The organism is Streptomyces sp. NPDC102451, assembly GCF_044765485.1.
GTDB lineage: Bacteria > Actinomycetota > Actinomycetes > Streptomycetales > Streptomycetaceae > Streptomyces.
The window spans coordinates 616,644-633,572 of record NZ_JBIWKD010000002.1 but is presented as its reverse complement, the minus strand read 5'-3'; the positions used below and the strand labels follow the sequence as shown (position 1 = coordinate 633,572).

Sequence of the window (16,929 nt, the reverse complement as noted above, 5' to 3'; positions counted from 1 at the left end):
TGGCCGCGCGGCACCGAAGAAGTCATGCCGCAGAACGATAAGGCAGTGGACCATGACTCCTAGCGATCCGCGGACCGCGCCGGAACCGGCGGTGCTGAGCGGCGCGAGCGCCCCCTGCTGGGTCCACCTCGTGACCCGCGACCTGGAGGACGCGCGGCGCTTCTACGGCCCCGTCCTCGGCTGGACGTTCCGCCCCGGACCGCTGGGCAGGGACTTCCTGATGGCGCGCTCCGACGGAGTGCCGGTGGCGGGCATCGGCGCGGTGGCGTCCGCCTACCAGGTGGCCGTGGCCTGGATGCCCTACTTCTCGGTCCGGGACGCCGGTGTCGTCGCGGACCGCATCCGCGAACGCAGCGGCACCGTGGCCGTGGGCCCGCTGCCGGTCGGGACGGGCCGCGCGGTCCTGGCCGCCGACCGGGACGGCGCGTCCTTCGGGGTCTGGGAGTGGACGGGGCGCGCGGCCACCCTCGCGCCGTCGGGGAACCGCGCGCACGCCTGGCTCCGCCTGCGCACCAGGGACGCCTTCGACGCTGCGATCTTCTACGGCGAGGTCCTCGGCTGGGCGAGCGGGGAGCCGGGCGGCTGCGAGGTCTCGTACGTGAAGGAAGAGGTGCTCGTACGCTGCAACGGGCGCCCGCTGGCCCGGATCAGCTCGGGCGCCGTGGAGGCCGCTCCCGACCCTCAGGTGCGCCCGCACTGGCAGGTGCAGTTCCCGGTCCCCGACGTGGGCGCCACGGTCCTCGCCGCCGAGCGGAACGGGGGGACCCTCATGGAGCGGCGCGACGTGCGGTACGGCAGCGAGGCGACGCTGCGGGACCCGGACGGCGGGCTCTTCACCGTGACGGACGTACGCAGCCCGGTGGGTGTGGACGAGGACGAGAACGGGACCTGAGAGGTCAGGGACGCGGGCCGGAGTCCTCGGAGTCCGGGGCCTCTCCCCCGTCGGCCTCTCCCCCGTCGGCGGGCCGGCGGTTGTCCCGGGCGATGGCCCAGAGCGGGAACACGAACCAGCAGACCAGGAACCACAGGGCCATCCCGCCGACCAGCCACAGGGCCACGACGTTGTGCAGCGCCACCCGCAGTATGAGCAGCAGCGCGCTGCACATCGTGCCGAAGAGCAGACCGAGCCCCAGCTTCGTCAGGCGTGAGGCCCAGATGACCGTCTGCGGCTTCATCCGGCGCCCGGTGAGCAGCCGGTGGTACGACACGGGCCCGATCAGCGCGGCCGCGGTCGCCGACCCCAGCATGACGGTCACGACGTAGATGTTCCTGTCGACGGTCGAGAGGTCGGCGAAGCGGGGCTGGAAGACCACCGCGAGGAGGAAGCCGAACAGGATCTGGACACCGGTCTGCGCGACCCGGAGTTCCTGGAGCAGGTCGCCCCACTGCCGGTCCGCCCGCTCCTCCTCGGTCTCGTGCCGTCCGCTGAGCGGGTTCGTTCCGGGCTCCCCGCCTCTGCCGTCGCCACGCGGTCTCCGGCCCATCGATGCCTCCCCACCTCGTCGAGGTGGTACTGGTTCCCCGAGGAGCCCCCGTGAATCCTGGACCGCCCGCGTCGCGCGGCGGCCGGGCAGCCGCGGGCAGTGCGCCCGCCGATGTTCTCCATGGTGGCAGCCGCGGGGGAATCCACCACACCGGCGGCCGGGATCCTTGCGTCGCCGCCGGGTCAGGGGCAGAGCCTCGACGGACCGTGACCACGCGGTCGGTGACGCCCCTGACAATCATGGGTGAGGTCGTTAGGATCGAGGTACGGCATCGCGCGTCGGTCACCGTCCGGGTGAGGCGTGGAGGTAGCCCGTGAGATGCCCGTTGGAGGCATTCCACAGTGTCGGTCGAGTTGAATCACACCATCGTTCACAGCCTGGACAACCGCGAGTCCGCGGAGTTCCTGGCGCACATCCTGGGTCTCACCGTCGGAACCGAGTGGGGGCCCTTCATCCCGGTCGTCCTCGCGAACGGCGTCACGCTGGACTACGCGACGGTTCCCGCCGGATCGATCACCGTGCAGCACTACGCGTTCCTCATCTCGGAGGCGGAGTTCGACACGGCCTTCGGCCACATCGAGGCGCAGGGGATCACGTACTACGCCGATCCCCACAAGAAGCACCCCGGCGAGATCAACCACAACGACGGCGGACGCGGGGTGTACTTCCCGGATCCCAGTGGTCACGGGATGGAGCTCATCACCCGGCCGTACGGCGGCTGGTCCTAGTCCGTCCCGGAGCCCACGATCAGCCCGGCCGCGATCATTGATCCGGCCGGGCCGTTCGGCTCAGGGGCCGGCGTCGACCGTCAGTGTCAGCTCGGGGCGGTCCCACATCACCGCCGGGGGGCGGGCCACGACGGTGCCGGTGCGTTCGGCGCCGACGCCTCGGTAGAACCCCTCGGCCGGCGGGTGCGCGACCACGCGCACGGCGGCGAGACCCGCACTCCGGGCCTCGTCGCGCAGGTGACCGATGAGGAGCCGCCCGATACCCCGCCCCTGGGCGTCGTCGGCGACGAACATCAGGTCGAGCTCCGGCGGGGACAGGATCAGCGCGTAGAACCCCAGCACCCGGCCGTCTTCATCCACGGCCACGTGGACGGCGTGCGCCTCGATGTAGTCCGGGCCGACCTTGTATCCCGCGACCATCGGCGCGTACGGGCCCTCGTAGGCGCGGGACCTGGTGACCAGACGGGTGAGCCGCTTGGCGTCCCGTGCGACGGCTCGCCTGATGTGGACGCCGTCGCGCCGGTCCGTAATGCTCGGTCTCATGAGGTGAGTATTACGCATTTCGGGCCCGGACCGCCTCTTCCCGGGCGTCCTCGGCAGCCTTCCCCAACGTCAGGGTGGGCGGGAGCGCCGACAGCCCCTCACGCTCCGTCTTCGGCTTGATCCACCTGCTTGAACGCCGTCCAGTGGGTACACGCCTGGTGCGCACAGCCCGGCCCGTACACCGAACCGGGCCCGAACCGGAAGGGGTTGACGAGAGTGAAACAGTACGACGCACCGACCGCGAGCCGACGGGAGCGTCGGCCATGACGACCGTGGTGATCATCGTTGCCGTCGTCCTGGTGGCCGCGCTCGCCGTCTTCCTCGTCCGCGGCCGTGGGACCGGTGGACGGGGGCTGCGGCGCCGTTTCGGACCCGAGTACGACCGGACGGTCGCCCGTCACGACGGCGACACCAAAGCCGCCGAGCACGAGCTCTCCGAGCGTGTGAAGCTGCACGGCTCCCTGTCCGAGCGGCCTCTGCGGCCGGAAGCCCGTGAGGCGTACGCACGTCGCTGGGCAGAGGTGCGGGAGCGGTTCATCGACTCCCCCAGGGACGCCGTCGTCGAAGCCGACGCGCTCCTGGCACAGCTCGCGCGTGACCGGGGCTTCCCCGGCGGCGACAGCTTCGAGGAGCAGACGGCAGCCCTCTCCGTCCACCACGCCGAGCAGGTCGACGGCTACCGCAGGGTGCACACGGCCGTACGCGGCCAGGGCGGCACGGAGGAGATGAGGAAGGCCCTGGTCGAGTCCCGGGCACTCTTCGACGTACTTCTCGCGGACGCACCCGGCGAGCCGGACCGGACGGACCGGCACGAGGAGAAAGGCAGTGCAGCAGCATGACCCATCGCACGGAACACCCGACCGAACCCTTCTCCGGCACGGAGCCCCGGCAGACACCTGAGAGGTCTCCCGAGGTCGGCCGGAGCCGCGAGCCGAACAGCGGGGGGCCCGGCGATCTCAGCGCCCCGCCCGCCCCGCGAACGGCCCCCACCGCACCGCCCGCCGAGCGCGCCGGCCACCACGGAGTCACCGGCACCGGCGGGCCCCTGGTGCCGCGTGACGCCCAGGACGCGCTCTCGCTGCGCATGCAGCAGGCGGTCACCGACTTCGTCGAGAGCCCGCGACGGGCGGTCGAGGAGGCGGACAGCACGTTCGACGAGATCGTCTCGGGCCTGACCCAGGCCCTCGCGGAACGCAGGCGCGTCCTGCGCGCGAGCTGGCAGGAGCAGGACACCGATGCCCAGACCGAAGAGCTGCGGATCGCGCTTCAGCGCTACCGCGACCTCAGCGAGCAGCTGCTGAAGATCTGAGCGGCGCGACCGCGCCGCACACCGGCCCGGTGCCACGTCCCCCGACGCGGCCCCGGGCCGGCCCGTGCCCGGAGCGGCCCCTCAGGCCGGCACGGACAGATCGGAGCGCAGCCGCTCCGCCACTGCCGGAGGGAGCCGCAGCGCCTTGCTCAGATAGCCGTCGAGTCCGCCCCAGCGCTCGTCCATCGCGTCCAGGGCCGCATCGAGGTACCGGGGCCGCGCCTCGATGACCGCGGACGCGATCTCCGGGTCCCCGCCCTCGTCGAGGAAGCGCCGTACCGCGGGCCCGAAGGCGGCGCGCACCGCCCCGTTCACCGCGAGGAACTCCGCGCGTACGACCTCCCGCGAGGCGCCCGCCATCATGAGCAGCAGCGCAGTGGCCCAGCCCGTCCTGTCCTTCCCGGTCGCGCAGTGGAAGAGCAGCGGTCTGGCGCGCGGATCCGCGACGGTGTCCAGGAAGGCGCGGTAGGCGGCGGCCGCGCCCGGGGAGAGGACCATCTTCCGGTACGTCTGCGCGAACAGTTCCTCCGCCTTTCCGCCGCCGAGCAGGCCGGATGCTCCGTCCGGGTCACTCAGCAGCGCCTTGATCCGCGCCGGCGTCACCCCCGGGTTGTCACCGAGCACGTCGGCGACGAAGAGTCTCGCTCCCGTCGGCAGCCGGTCGGGCGCCCAGCGGCGCTCGTCGGCGGTGCGCAGATCGACGACGGTGCGGATGCCGAGCGCGGCCACCGCCATGTCGTGCTCCGCGTCCAGATCGCTCAGCTGGCCCGAGCGAAGGAGGATCCCCTGCCGCAGGCGGAGATGGCGCCCCAGGGCGATACCGCCCAGATCGCGCAGGTTGACGACGGTCGATGCGGGGACGGCCCGGGCGGTCTGCACGATGAACTGCCTCTTTCCCGACAGACTGCAGGTCGGAATCAACGTCGCACGGCGTGCGAATATCGACAAAGGGAACGTGAGGTACCGGGCAGCGGCCGGCCAAGGGGATCAGTCGGCGAGAATCCTTGCCTTCTGCGCGGCGAATTCCGCGTCGGTGAGAACACCCCGCTGCTTCAGTTCGGCGAGCCGCTCGAGCAGGGTGATGACATCGTCCCCGCCGTCCGCCGGGACCCGCTCGTGCGCCAGGAGCCTGCCACCCGCCTCCTGGACCGCCCGGGTGAGAGGCACCGACCAGAGGTCCTCCCACACGATCAGCGCGGCAGAGCTCTCCTCCGGCAGCTGTTCGAGCACATCGAGGCCGGCGATCTGTGGCAGCCCGGAGGGCAGGTCGTCAGGTGGATCGAACGACACCAGCCCCTGGGGGTCCATCGCCCGCAGCTCGACGTATTCGACGGCGCCTCCCGCGGCTCTGCGGGCGAAGGCCAGATCGAGGATGCGTACCGCCTCGGATGCGACGGCGTCGGCCAGCACGGGCGCGATGGCGTCGGCGAAACGGCCGCCGGGAAAGGTGACGACGAGGTACTCCACGGGTCCCACGGCCACGGCGCGCCCCTTCCCTTGCGGTTCTGGATCAACAGCAGCTTAACTTCGGACAATCCGTTACGCACTGTGAAAAGAGATGGCAGAAGGGATACGGGCGGAGCGCGCCCCCCGCGCACCATCGGTCAGGAATGGAGAAGCAGAAGCCGTCCGCCGCCCGTAGCGTGACTCGCATGGAGCACGGAGAGGCCGCGCTCCAGCCGGCACCGCGGATGGAGAAACCACCAGCATGACCACGAGGACGGACAGGCGGTCGCCCACGCCGCATGCGTCGGACAGCCATGACCTGATCCGCGTGCACGGCGCGCGCGTGAACAACCTCAAGGACGTCAGCGTCGAGATCCCGAAGCGCCGGCTGACGGTGTTCACCGGGGTCTCCGGCTCGGGCAAGAGCTCGCTGGTGTTCAGCACGATCGCCGCGGAGTCGCAGCGGATGATCAACGAGACCTACAGCACCTTCGTCCAGGGCTTCATGCCGACCCTGGCGCGGCCCGACGTCGACGTCCTCGAAGGGCTGACGACCGCGATCACCGTCGACCAGCAGAGGATGGGTTCGGACCCCCGTTCCACGGTCGGCACCGCCACGGACGCCAACGCGATGCTGCGCATCCTCTTCAGCCGGCTCGGCGAGCCGCACATCGGGCCGCCCAGCGCGTACTCCTTCAACACCGCCTCGGTGCGGGCGAGCGGCGGGATCACCGTCGAGCGCGGCGCGGCGAAGACCAGGACGGTCAAGGCGACCTTCAACCGCACCGGTGGCATGTGTACGCGCTGCGAGGGCCGGGGCTCGGTCTCGGACATCGACCTCACCCAGCTCTACGACGACTCCAAGTCGCTCGCCGAGGGCGCGTTCACCATCCCCGGCTGGAAGTCGGACAGCCAGTGGACCGTGCAGGTCTACGCGCAGTCGGGCTTCGTCGACCCGGACAAGCCGATCCGCGAGTACACCAAGAAGGAACTGCAGGCCTTTCTTTACGGTGAGCCGGTCAAGGTCAAGGTCAACGGCGTCAACCTCACCTACGAGGGGCTGATCCCCAAGATCCAGAAGTCGTTCCTGTCCAAGGACAAGGAGGCGATGCAGCCGCACATCCGGGCGTTCGTGGAGCGCGCGGTCACCTTCACCACCTGTCCCGAGTGCGACGGCACCCGGCTCAGCGAGGGCGCCCGGTCCTCGAAGATCCAGCGGATCAGCATCGCCGACGCCTGCGCGATGGAGATCCGCAACCTTGCCGAGTGGGTGCGCGGCCTCGACGAACCGTCGGTGGCGCCGCTGCTCACCGCGCTGCAGCAGACCCTCGACTCGTTCGAGGAGATCGGCCTCGGCTATCTCTCGCTCGACCGGCCTGCGGGGACGCTTTCGGGCGGCGAGGCACAGCGCGTCAAGATGATCCGTCACCTCGGTTCCTCGCTCACCGACATCACCTATGTCTTCGACGAGCCCACCATCGGTCTCCACCCGCACGACATCCAGCGGATGAACGACCTGCTGCTGCGGCTCCGGGACAAGGGCAACACCGTGCTCGTCGTGGAGCACAAGCCGGAGACGATCGCGATCGCGGACCACATCGTCGATCTCGGCCCCGGGGCGGGCACCGAGGGCGGCACCGTCTGCTTCGAGGGCACCGTCGAGGGGCTGCGGGCGGGAGACACCGTCACCGGCCGCCACTTCGACGACCGGGCCGCCGTCAAGGAGTCGGTGCGCAAGCCCACCGGCGCGCTGGAGATCCGCGGCGCGTCGGCCCACAACCTGCGGGACGTCGACGTCGACATCCCGCTCGGGGTCCTGACCGTCGTCACCGGCGTCGCCGGTTCCGGCAAGAGTTCGCTGGTGCACGGGTCGGTCCCGGCCGGCGAGAACGTGGTGTCGGTCGACCAGAGCCCGATCAAGGGCTCGCGGCGCAGCAACCCGGCCACGTACACCGGACTGCTCGATCCGATCCGCAAGGCGTTCGCCAAGGTCAACGGCGTGAAGCCGGCGCTGTTCAGCGCCAATTCGGAGGGCGCCTGCCCCACGTGCAACGGTGCGGGCGTCATCTTCACCGACCTGGGGATGATGGCCGGGACCTCGACGACCTGCGAGGACTGCGAGGGGAAGCGGTTCGACTCGTCGGTCCTCGAATACCACCTGGGCGGCCGTGACATCAGCGAGGTGCTCGCGATGTCGGTGGCCGAGGCCGAGGAGTTCTTCGGCGAAGGCGATGCCCGTACGCCGGCCGCGCACCGCGTCCTGGTCCGGCTCGCCGACGTGGGGCTCGGATACCTCCGCCTCGGCCAGCCGCTCACGACCCTGTCCGGCGGCGAGCGGCAGCGGCTCAAGCTCGCCACCCATATGGGCGAGAAGGGCGGTGTCTACGTCCTCGACGAGCCGACCGCCGGACTCCACCTCGCCGATGTCCGTCAGTTGCTGGGCCTGCTCGACCGGCTCGTCGACTCCGGCAAGTCGGTCATCGTCGTCGAGCACCACCAGGCCGTCATGGCGCACGCGGACTGGATCATCGACCTGGGGCCCGGTGCGGGCCACGACGGGGGCCGGATCGTCTTCGAGGGCACCCCGGCCGAACTCGTGGCCGACCGCTCCACGCTCACCGGCGAGCACCTCGCGGCCTACGTCGGCGCCTGACCGGAGGGGCCCGAAGCCGACGAGTGTCCGGCGTCGGGCCCCTCCTCCGGTCATGATCCACGGACAAGGCCGCTCTACCCTGCGCATCCGGCGCATTTCGGAGAGTGCAAGGTCACAGCCTGTGGCCCTGCTGCTCTTCAGAGCGCTGACCTAGCATCTGAGCATGACGGTCCAGCCTGCTGACGGGTTTTCCCTGGCCGCCGAGTTCCCCGACCCTTCCCACGACCAGTGGCAGAGCCTTGTCGAAGGCGTACTGCGCAGGTCAGGCAAGGAAGTCACGGGCCCGGCCGCCGAGGAAGCGCTGTCCACCGCACTCGGGGACGGACTCACAGTCCGCCCCCTGTACACCTCCGCCGACACGTCCGCGGACCCCGGTCTGCCCGGCTTCGCGCCCTTCACCCGGGGCAGCAGGGCCACGGGGAACACCACGGGCGGCTGGGACGTACGCCAGCGCCATGCGCTGGTGGATCCCGTGCGCCTCAACGAGGCCCTGCTCGGCGATCTGGAGAACGGCGTCACCTCGCTCTGGCTGGCCGTCGGCGGGCCCGGCGGGGTTCCGGTCTCCGGCCTCGCCCGGGCGCTTGAGGGCGTCTACCTCGACCTGGCGCCCGTGGCGCTCGACGCGGGCGCCGACCCCGCGCCCGCCGTCCGTGAACTGCTCGGGCTCTACGAGGCCCGGGGCATCGCGAAGGAGGCCGCACGCGGCACCCTCGGGATCGATCCACTCGGGCAGTCCGCGCGCACGGGCACGGAGCCGGAGCTGGACACCGCCGTCCACTGGGCGCGGCTGTGCTCCCGCGAGTACCCCGGCCTGCGCGCCCTGGCCGTGGACGCGCTGCCGTACCACGAGGCGGGCGGCTCCGCCGCGGAGGAGCTGGGGCTCTCGCTGGCCACCGGCGTCGCCTACCTCCGCGCGCTGACGTCGGCGGGGCTCTCCGTCGAAGAGGCGTGCGCGCAGCTGGAGTTCCGCTACGCCGCGACGGCCGACCAGTTCCTGACGATCGCGAAGCTGCGGGCCGCCCGGCGGCTGTGGGCCCGGGTCGCCGAGGTCTGCGGGGCCCCGGACGCCGGGGCGCAGCGGCAGCACGCCGTGACCTCGTCGGTGATGATGACGCGCCGCGATCCCTGGGTGAACATGCTGCGGACGACGCTGGCGTGTCTGGGTGCGGGTGTCGGCGGAGCCGAGTCCGTCACCGTACTGCCGTTCGATCACGCACTGGGTCTGCCGGACGCGTTCGCGCGGCGGATCGCCCGTAACACCTCGACGATCCTGATGGAGGAGTCGCATCTGGCCCGGGTCACGGACCCGGCGGGCGGCTCCTGGTACGTCGAGCGGCTGACCGATGAACTCGCCGCTGCCGCCTGGGCGTTCTTCCAGGAGGTCGAGCGGGCGGGCGGTCAGGCCGCCGCTCTCCGTTCGGGCATGGTCGAGGAGCGGCTCGCGGCCACCTGGTCGGCCCGGAGCAGGGATCTGGCGCGGCGCAAGGAGCCGGTGACCGGGGTCAGCGAGTTCCCGGCCCTGGACGAGCGGTCCGTGGAGCGCGAACCGGTACCGGCCGCGCCGTCGGACGGCGGGCTGCCCAGGGTCAGGCGCGACGAGGCGTTCGAGGCGCTGCGGGCCAGGTCGGACGCGCACCTCGCGGCCACGGGCGGCCGGCCGAAGGTGTTCGTCGCCGCGCTCGGGCCGGCCGCGGTGCACACCGCCCGGGCCTCCTTCGCGGCGAACCTCTTCCTGTCGGGCGGCATCGAGCCCGTCCACGACCCGGTGTCCGTGGACGCGTCGACCGCCGCCGCGGCCTTCACGGCGAGCGGGGCGCGGATCGCCTGTCTCTGCTCGACGGACACGCTCTACGCCGAGCAGGCGGACGCCGTCGCGACTGCGCTCAGGGCGGCGGGCGCCGAGCAGATCTTCCTCGCGGGACGGCCGGGCGAGTACACCGGGGCCGACGTCCATGTGTTCGCCGGCTGCGACGTGGTCGCCGTCCTCTCCTCCGAACTCGACCGCATGGGAGTGTCGTGATGCAGACCCCCGAGACGACGGTGTCCACCGAGACCCGAGTGCCGGACTTCTCCGACGTCGCGCTGACCGGTGAGCCCCCCGCCGAGGTCTCCGAGGACCGGTGGCGCGCCGCGGTGAAGGAGTCGGCCGGCCGGTCCGAGGACGAGCTGCTCTGGGAGACCCCGGAGGGCATCGAGGTCAAGCCGCTGTACACCGGGCGTGACCTGGAGGGGCTCGACTTCCTCGGGACCTACCCCGGCATCGCGCCGTACGCGCGCGGCCCGTACCCGACGATGTACGTCAATCAGCCCTGGACGATCCGTCAGTACGCCGGGTTCTCCACGGCCGAGGAGTCCAACGCCTTCTACCGGCGCAACCTCGCGGCCGGGCAGAAGGGCCTGTCCATCGCGTTCGACCTGCCCACCCACCGCGGCTACGACAGCGACCACCCCCGGGTGACGGGTGACGTCGGCATGGCGGGCGTGGCGATCGACTCGATCTACGACATGCGCCAGCTCTTCGACGGCATCCCGCTGGACCGCATGTCGGTGTCGATGACGATGAACGGCGCGGTGCTGCCCGTACTCGCCCTGTACATCGTGGCCGCGGAGGAGCAGGGGGTCGCCCCCGAGAAGCTGGCCGGGACCATCCAGAACGACATCCTCAAGGAGTTCATGGTCCGCAACACCTACATCTATCCGCCCGCCCCCTCGATGCGGATCATCTCCGACATCTTCGCGTTCACCTCGCAGAAGATGCCCCGCTACAACTCGATCTCGATCTCCGGATACCACATCCAGGAGGCGGGAGCCACGGCCGACCTGGAGCTCGCGTACACCCTGGCCGACGGAGTGGAGTACCTGCGGGCCGGGCAGGCGGCGGGCCTGGACGTGGACGCGTTCGCCCCGCGGCTGTCGTTCTTCTGGGCGATCGGCATGAACTTCTTCATGGAGATCGCGAAGCTGCGGGCGGCGCGGCTGCTGTGGGCGAAGCTGGTCAAGGAGTTCGGGCCGAAGAACTCCAAGTCGCTCTCGCTGCGCACCCATTCGCAGACGTCCGGCTGGTCCCTGACCGCGCAGGACGTGTTCAACAACGTGACGCGCACCTGCGTCGAGGCGATGGCGGCGACCCAGGGGCACACCCAGTCGCTGCACACCAACGCCCTCGACGAGGCCCTCGCGCTGCCGACGGACTTCTCGGCGCGGATCGCCCGTAACACCCAGCTGCTGCTCCAGCAGGAGTCGGGAACCTGCCGGGTCATCGACCCGTGGGGCGGCAGTGCGTACGTGGAGAAGCTGACGCACGACCTGGCGCGGCGGGCCTGGCAGCACATCGAGGAGGTCGAGGCGGCGGGCGGCATGGCCAAGGCCATCGACGCGGGCATCCCGAAGCTCCGCATCGAGGAGGCCGCGGCCCGTACGCAGGCGAGGATCGACGCCGGCCGCCAGCCCGTCATCGGCGTGAACAAGTACCGGGTGGAGACCGACGAGAAGATCGACGTCCTCAAGGTCGACAACTCGTCGGTGCGCACCCAGCAGATCGAGAAGCTGCGCCGGCTGCGCGAGGAGCGCGACGAGGCGGCCTGCCAGGACGCGCTGCGCGCCCTGACGTCCGCGGCGGAGCGCGACCCCGGGCCGGGGCTGGAGGGCAATCTGCTGGCGCTGGCCGTCGACGCCGCCCGGGCCATGGCCACGGTCGGCGAGATCTCGGACGCGCTGGAGAAGGTGTACGGCCGGCACTCGGGCCAGATCCGTACGATCTCCGGGGTGTACCGCAAAGAGGCAGGCGAGTCCCCGTCCGTGGACCGCACCCGCACGCTCGTCGACGACTTCGAGGAGGCGGAGGGACGGCGTCCGCGCATCCTCGTCGCCAAGATGGGCCAGGACGGACACGACCGCGGCCAGAAAGTGATCGCCACCGCCTTCGCCGACCTGGGCTTCGACGTCGACGTCGGCCCGCTGTTCCAGACGCCGGGCGAGGTCGCCCGGCAGGCGGTCGAGGCGGACGTGCACATCGTGGGTGTCTCGTCGCTCGCCGCCGGTCACCTCACGCTCGTACCGGCGCTGCGTGAGGAGCTGGCCGCCGAGGGCCGGGAGGACATCATGATCGTGGTGGGCGGGGTGATTCCGCCGCAGGACATCGAGGCGCTGCACGAGGCGGGTGCCGCGGCGGTGTTCCCGCCCGGCACCGTGATCCCGGACGCCGCCCACGACCTGGTCACGCGGCTCGGTGCCGCGCTCGGCCACGAGCTGTGAGCCGCTGACGGATGGTGCGACACATCGGGATCGACATCGACGCGTACGTCAAGGGCGTGCTCGACGGGAAGCGTGCGTTCGTGGCACGTGCGATCACTCTCGTGGAGTCGGCACGCCCCGACCACCGGGTGCTGGCGCAGCGGTTGCTGAGCGAGCTGCTGCCCCATTCCGGGCGGGCCAGGCGCATCGGGATCAGCGGGGTGCCGGGCGTCGGCAAGTCCACGTTCATCGACGCGCTCGGCACCCTGCTGACGGGGCTCGGGCACCGGGTCGCCGTGCTGGCCGTGGACCCGTCGTCCAGCCGTACGGGCGGTTCCATCCTGGGTGACAAGACCCGGATGGAGCGGCTGGCGGTGGACGCGCGGGCGTTCGTACGGCCCTCCCCCACCGCGGGGACCCTCGGCGGGGTCGCCAAGGCGACCCGCGAGTCCATCGTGGTGATGGAGGCCGCGGGCTACGACGTGGTGCTGGTGGAGACCGTCGGCGTCGGGCAGTCGGAGACGGCGGTCGCCAACATGGTCGACACCTTCCTGCTGCTCACCCTGGCCCGTACCGGCGATCAGCTGCAGGGCATCAAGAAGGGTGTCCTGGAGCTGGCCGACGCCATCGCGGTCAACAAGGCCGACGGCCCCCATGAACGGGACGCACGTTCCGCGGCCCGTGAGCTGGCGGGCGCGCTGCGGCTGATGCACCCCGTGGACGCGGCCTGGACTCCCCCGGTGCTGACCTGCAGCGCGAGGGAGTCGACCGGCCTGGACACCTTGTGGGAGCGGCTGGAGCAGCACCGTACGCTCCTGGAGTCCACCGGGAGGCTGGCGGCCAAGCGCCGTGAGCAGCAGGTGGACTGGACCTGGGCGATGGTCCGTGACGAGCTGCTGGACAGCCTGCGCAGCCACCCCGCGGTGCGTACGCTCACCCCGGAGCTCGAACAGCGCGTCCGTGAGGGCGAGCTGACGGCCACGCTGGCCGCCGGGGAGATCCTGCGGGCGTTCCGCGGGGACGGCTGAGGCTGCCCGGCCCCGGGGTCACACGGGGGCGTGCCGGGTCGCGTCGGGGGCGTCGGCGGTGATGCCGTGCTGCTCGTCGTCGGCGCGCCCCTGCCGGGGCAGCAGGAAGGTGAGGGCGAGGAACGCGGTCAGCAGGCGGCGCCGCGTCCCTCCGGCGACTAGAGGGACCGGGTCTTCCCCCGCCCCGGCCCCGCGTGGTATGTTGCGGTCAGCACACGTGGACGCCCGATCAGGGCGCCGGTGCTTCTCCCCCGCTGTTGCGCCCGTCCTTCGACGACCGGCGATCCAGCGTCTCGCACCACTTCTTCCGTCCGGTCCGGGCTTCTCATGCCCGTCGTACGAGGCGTGATTCCCACCGCCTCGCCTTCGCCGGACCTCTCATTCGCCATGTCCGCGAAAGGACCCATCCATGACCAGCACACTCGAACGCCCCGTGATCCCGCAGAGCCGGCCCGTCACCCGCACCCTGGGTGTCCTCGACACCACGAACAACGGGCACGGCGTCCTGCGCACCGCCGGTGGCCACCCCTCTCCCCGCGACGTCCAGGTGTCGCCCGCACTGATCCGGCAGTACGCCCTGCGCAAGGGCGATGTCGTCGAAGGAACGTGTGAGCGCCCCCGCGCCCTGTCCGGCGTCGATTCCGTCAACGGCCGCCCGGCGCATGAGCTTCGGGGCCGTCCGCACTTCCGTGACCTCACCCCGCTGCACCCCCGGGAGCGGCTGCGCCTGGAGAGGCCGGACGGGGGGCCCGCTCCTCGGATCATCGACCTCGTCTCGCCCGTCGGCAAGGGCCAGCGCGGCCTGATCGTCGCGCCGCCGAAGACCGGAAAGACCGTACTGCTGCAGCAGATCGCCGCGTCGGTCGCCGTCAACCACCCCGAGTGCCACCTGATGGTGGTGCTCCTGGACGAACGCCCGGAAGAAGTCACGGACATGCGCCGTTCCGTGCGCGGCGAGGTGTACGCCTCCACCTTCGACCGGCCAGCCAAGGAGCACATCGCGCTCGCGGATCTCGCCGTGGAACGCGCCAAGCGGCTGGTCGAGCAGGGCCAGGACGTCGTGATCCTCCTCGACTCCCTCACCCGGCTGTGCCGCGCGCACAACAACAACGCCGGGGCGGGCGGCCGCACCCTGAGCGGTGGGGTGGACGCGGCCGCGCTCATCGGACCGAAGAAGCTGTTCGGAGCGGCCCGGCTCGCCGAGGAGGGCGGTTCGCTCACCATCCTGGCGACCGTACTGGTGGACACCGGCTCCCGCGCCGACGACTACTTCTTCGAGGAGCTGAAGAGCACCGGCAACATGGAGCTCCGCCTCGACCGGGCGTCGGCGGACCGGCGGGTCTTCCCCGCCGTCGACATCACGCCTTCGGGCACCCGCCGTGAGGAACTCCTCCTGCCCGCGGGGGAACTGGCCGCCGTACGGGGGCTGAGGCGCGCCCTGCGGTCGAGGGACGCCCAGGCCATGCTCGAGGCGCTGCTGGACAAGATCCGCAGGACCCCCGACAACGCCGCGTTCCTCCGGCAGGTCCAGCAGACCGTCCCCGACGCGTGACGGCACCCTTGCCGGCACCGGCGGACGGGGCGGGCGCGCCCGGCACGCCCGCCCGGCCGGTCAGCCCGTGGCACCCAGTGCGTCGGAGACCAGGGCGCGGGCCTCGTCCTGGACCCTGGCCAGGTGTTCGGCGCCCTGGAAGCTCTCCGCGTACACCTTGTAGACGTCCTCCGTGCCTGACGGGCGGGCCGCGAACCACGCGCTGTCGGTGCAGACCTTGAGCCCGCCGATGGCCGCGCCGTTGCCGGGGGCCTCGGTGAGCACGGCGGTGATCGGCTCACCGGCCAGCGTGTCGGCCGTCACCTGCTCCGGGGAGAGCTTGGCCAGCACCGCCTTCTGCTCACGGGTCGCGGGGGCGTCGATCCGGGCGTAGGCCGGATCACCGAACCTGGCGGTGAGTTCGCCGTGGTGCTGGGAGGGGGTGGAGCCGGTGACGGCCGTGATCTCCGAGGCGAGCAGGGCGAGCAGGATGCCGTCCTTGTCGGTGGTCCACACCCGGCCGTCGCGGCGCAGGAAGGACGCTCCGGCGGACTCCTCACCGCCGAATCCCAGGGTGCCGCCGAACAGCCCGTCGACGAACCACTTGAAGCCCACGGGGACCTCGACCAGCTGCCGCCCCAGGTCCGCGGCGACCCGGTCGATCATGGAGGAGGAGACGAGGGTCTTGCCGATGCCGGTGCCGGCCGGCCAGTTCTCGCGGTGGGAGTAGAGGTAGCGGATAGCCACGGCCAGGTAGTGGTTCGGGTTCATCAGCCCGCCGTCCGGCGTGACGATGCCGTGCCGGTCCGCGTCCGCGTCGTTGCCGGTGGCGATGGTGTACGCGTCGCGCTGCGCGATCAGCGACGCCATGGCGTGCGGCGAGGAACAGTCCATCCGGATCTTCCCGTCCCAGTCCAGCGTCATGAAACGCCAGGTGGGATCGGCGAGGGGATTGACCACCGTGAGATCCAGCCGGTGGCGCTCGGCGATCCGGCCCCAGTACGCGACCGAGGCGCCGCCGAGGGGATCGGCGCCGATCCGGATCCCCGCGTCGCGGACGGCGTCCAGGTCGAGGACGGCCGGGAGGTCGTCGACGTAAGCGGTCAGGAAGTCATGGCGTCCGGTGGTGTCGGCGGCGAGTGCCCGGGCGTAGGGGATCCGGCGGACCTCCTTCAGCCCGCCCTCGATCAGGGCGTTGGCCCGGTCCTGGATCCAGGAGGTGGCGTCCGATCCGGCCGGCCCGCCGTGCGGGGGGTTGTACTTGAATCCCCCGTCGGCGGGCGGGTTGTGCGAGGGCGTGACGACGATGCCGTCCGCGAGGCCACCCGTACGGTCCCGGTTGTACGTCAGGATCGCGTGCGAGACCGCCGGGGTGGGGGTGTAGCCGTCGTCGCTGTCGATCAGGACGGTGGCACCGTTGGCGGCCAGCACCTCCACGGCCGTGATCCGGGCGGGTTCGGACAGCGCATGGGTGTCGGCCCCGAGGAACACCGGCCCGTCGGTGCCCTGCCGGTCCCGGTAGTCGCAGATGGCCTGGGTGGTGGCGGCGATGTGGTCCTCGTTGAACGCCGCCGCGAGCGCCGATCCGCGGTGCCCCGAGGTTCCGAAGGCCACACGCTGGCCGGGTTCGGCCGGGTCCGGATGGACGGTGTAATACGCCGTCACCAGCCGCGCCACGTCCACCAGGTCTCCGGGCTGCGCCGGCTGACCGGCCCGTTCGTGAACCATCGTCGTTTCTCCTCTGTCCTCATCGGCCGCTCGCGGACCGCCGTCGGGCGGGCGATCATCACGCGTCGTACCCGATACTGCCTCTTCGGGCGGCCTCCCGGGTACACGGCCGGACCGGCCGCGGATCGGGCGCACGACGGATCCCGGGTCCGGCTCGGCGTGGCCGGACGGTTCGCACGGAAAGCGCGCGGGGAGGCGGCGGGGCCCGCACCGTGCCTGCCCCGGACGGACGGAACACGGAAAGAC

15 protein-coding genes are annotated in these 16,929 nt (G+C 71.4%); 10 read left to right on the top strand and 5 right to left on the bottom strand.

Going from position 1 to position 16,929, the window contains the following annotated elements:
- Positions 1-52 precede the first annotated feature (52 nt).
- Positions 53-892: a VOC family protein gene (locus ACIRD8_RS06305; RefSeq protein ID WP_403986894.1), complete on the top strand. Its 840-nt coding sequence runs from the start codon at positions 53-55 to the stop codon at positions 890-892.
- A 4-nt stretch (positions 893-896) separates the two neighbouring features.
- Here the strand turns inward: ACIRD8_RS06305 and ACIRD8_RS06300 are convergent, their stop codons facing one another.
- Positions 897-1,484 (bottom strand): DUF6328 family protein, encoded by a 588-nt coding sequence (locus ACIRD8_RS06300; protein WP_403986891.1) that lies wholly within the window; start codon positions 1,482-1,484, stop codon positions 897-899.
- 341 nt (positions 1,485-1,825) lie between these two features.
- Here ACIRD8_RS06300 and ACIRD8_RS06295 point away from each other — a divergent pair, with 341 nt between their 5' ends.
- Complete coding sequence (locus ACIRD8_RS06295) at positions 1,826-2,212, top strand: VOC family protein (RefSeq protein ID WP_403986888.1); 387 nt, start codon at positions 1,826-1,828, stop codon at positions 2,210-2,212.
- A 60-nt stretch (positions 2,213-2,272) separates the two neighbouring features.
- Here ACIRD8_RS06295 and ACIRD8_RS06290 read toward each other — a convergent pair whose 3' ends face one another.
- Entirely contained in the window at positions 2,273-2,755 is a 483-nt protein-coding gene (locus tag ACIRD8_RS06290) for a GNAT family N-acetyltransferase (protein WP_403986885.1), read from the bottom strand.
- Positions 2,756-3,018: 263 nt separating this feature from the next.
- Between ACIRD8_RS06290 and ACIRD8_RS06285 the strand changes: the two genes are divergently transcribed.
- Together ACIRD8_RS06285 and ACIRD8_RS06280 are read left to right on the top strand one after the other, a co-directional pair.
- Complete coding sequence (locus ACIRD8_RS06285; protein ID WP_403986882.1) at positions 3,019-3,594, top strand: hypothetical protein; 576 nt, start codon at positions 3,019-3,021, stop codon at positions 3,592-3,594.
- Positions 3,591-4,064 carry a hypothetical protein gene (locus ACIRD8_RS06280; RefSeq protein WP_403986879.1) on the top strand — a complete coding sequence of 158 codons (474 nt, stop codon included), beginning with the start codon at positions 3,591-3,593 and terminating at the stop codon, positions 4,062-4,064. Before ACIRD8_RS06285 ends, ACIRD8_RS06280 begins: the two co-directional genes overlap by 4 nt.
- 81 nt (positions 4,065-4,145) lie before the next feature.
- Here the strand turns inward: ACIRD8_RS06280 and ACIRD8_RS06275 are convergent, their stop codons facing one another.
- Both ACIRD8_RS06275 and ACIRD8_RS06270 read right to left on the bottom strand, forming a co-directional pair.
- Positions 4,146-4,943 (bottom strand): tyrosine-protein phosphatase, encoded by a 798-nt coding sequence (locus tag ACIRD8_RS06275; RefSeq protein WP_403986876.1) that lies wholly within the window; start codon positions 4,941-4,943, stop codon positions 4,146-4,148.
- A 108-nt stretch (positions 4,944-5,051) separates the two neighbouring features.
- Positions 5,052-5,546: a DUF6325 family protein gene (locus ACIRD8_RS06270; protein WP_403986873.1), complete on the bottom strand. Its 495-nt coding sequence runs from the start codon at positions 5,544-5,546 to the stop codon at positions 5,052-5,054.
- A 226-nt stretch (positions 5,547-5,772) separates the two neighbouring features.
- Between ACIRD8_RS06270 and ACIRD8_RS06265 the strand changes: the two genes are divergently transcribed.
- The 6 genes from ACIRD8_RS06265 (at position 5,773) to rho (ending at position 14,976) form a co-directional block, all read left to right on the top strand.
- Positions 5,773-8,163 carry an ATP-binding cassette domain-containing protein gene (locus ACIRD8_RS06265; RefSeq protein WP_403986870.1) on the top strand — a complete coding sequence of 797 codons (2,391 nt, stop codon included), beginning with the start codon at positions 5,773-5,775 and terminating at the stop codon, positions 8,161-8,163.
- Positions 8,164-8,326: 163 nt separating this feature from the next.
- A complete protein-coding gene (gene mutA, locus ACIRD8_RS06260; protein WP_403986867.1) occupies positions 8,327-10,183 on the top strand; it encodes a methylmalonyl-CoA mutase small subunit in 1,857 nt (618 codons plus the stop codon).
- Positions 10,183-12,417 (top strand): methylmalonyl-CoA mutase, encoded by a 2,235-nt coding sequence (gene scpA, locus ACIRD8_RS06255; protein ID WP_403986864.1) that lies wholly within the window; start codon positions 10,183-10,185, stop codon positions 12,415-12,417. Before mutA ends, scpA begins: the two co-directional genes overlap by 1 nt.
- An 11-nt stretch (positions 12,418-12,428) precedes the next feature.
- On the top strand, positions 12,429-13,424 hold the full coding sequence (gene meaB, locus ACIRD8_RS06250; protein ID WP_403986861.1) for a methylmalonyl Co-A mutase-associated GTPase MeaB: 996 nt from the start codon (positions 12,429-12,431) through the stop codon (positions 13,422-13,424).
- Between the two features lie 30 nt (positions 13,425-13,454).
- Complete coding sequence (locus tag ACIRD8_RS06245; RefSeq protein WP_403986858.1) at positions 13,455-13,586, top strand: hypothetical protein; 132 nt, start codon at positions 13,455-13,457, stop codon at positions 13,584-13,586.
- Positions 13,587-13,833: 247 nt separating this feature from the next.
- Positions 13,834-14,976 (top strand): transcription termination factor Rho, encoded by a 1,143-nt coding sequence (gene rho / locus ACIRD8_RS06240; RefSeq protein ID WP_403986855.1) that lies wholly within the window; start codon positions 13,834-13,836, stop codon positions 14,974-14,976.
- Between the two features lie 60 nt (positions 14,977-15,036).
- Here the strand turns inward: rho and pgm are convergent, their stop codons facing one another.
- Positions 15,037-16,683, bottom strand: a complete 1,647-nt coding sequence (pgm, locus tag ACIRD8_RS06235) for a phosphoglucomutase (alpha-D-glucose-1,6-bisphosphate-dependent) (protein ID WP_403986852.1) — start codon at positions 16,681-16,683, stop codon at positions 15,037-15,039.
- Positions 16,684-16,929: the final 246 nt, after the last annotated feature.

Bases quoted from the DNA above. Each gene is read 5' to 3' on its own strand.
- ACIRD8_RS06305 (WP_403986894.1), top strand. From the start codon at position 53: ATGACTCCTAGCGATCCGCGGACCGCGCCGGAACCGGCGGTGCTGAGC.
- ACIRD8_RS06280 (WP_403986879.1), top strand. From the start codon at position 3,591: ATGACCCATCGCACGGAACACCCGACCGAACCCTTCTCCGGCACGGAG.
- ACIRD8_RS06285 (WP_403986882.1), top strand. From the start codon at position 3,019: ATGACGACCGTGGTGATCATCGTTGCCGTCGTCCTGGTGGCCGCGCTC.
- scpA (WP_403986864.1), top strand. From the start codon at position 10,183: ATGCAGACCCCCGAGACGACGGTGTCCACCGAGACCCGAGTGCCGGAC.
- mutA (WP_403986867.1), top strand. From the start codon at position 8,327: ATGACGGTCCAGCCTGCTGACGGGTTTTCCCTGGCCGCCGAGTTCCCC.
- pgm (WP_403986852.1), bottom strand. From the start codon at position 16,683: ATGGTTCACGAACGGGCCGGTCAGCCGGCGCAGCCCGGAGACCTGGTG.
- rho (WP_403986855.1), top strand. From the start codon at position 13,834: ATGACCAGCACACTCGAACGCCCCGTGATCCCGCAGAGCCGGCCCGTC.
- ACIRD8_RS06300 (WP_403986891.1), bottom strand. From the start codon at position 1,484: ATGGGCCGGAGACCGCGTGGCGACGGCAGAGGCGGGGAGCCCGGAACG.
- ACIRD8_RS06265 (WP_403986870.1), top strand. From the start codon at position 5,773: ATGACCACGAGGACGGACAGGCGGTCGCCCACGCCGCATGCGTCGGAC.
- meaB (WP_403986861.1), top strand. From the start codon at position 12,429: ATGGTGCGACACATCGGGATCGACATCGACGCGTACGTCAAGGGCGTG.
- ACIRD8_RS06290 (WP_403986885.1), bottom strand. From the start codon at position 2,755: ATGAGACCGAGCATTACGGACCGGCGCGACGGCGTCCACATCAGGCGA.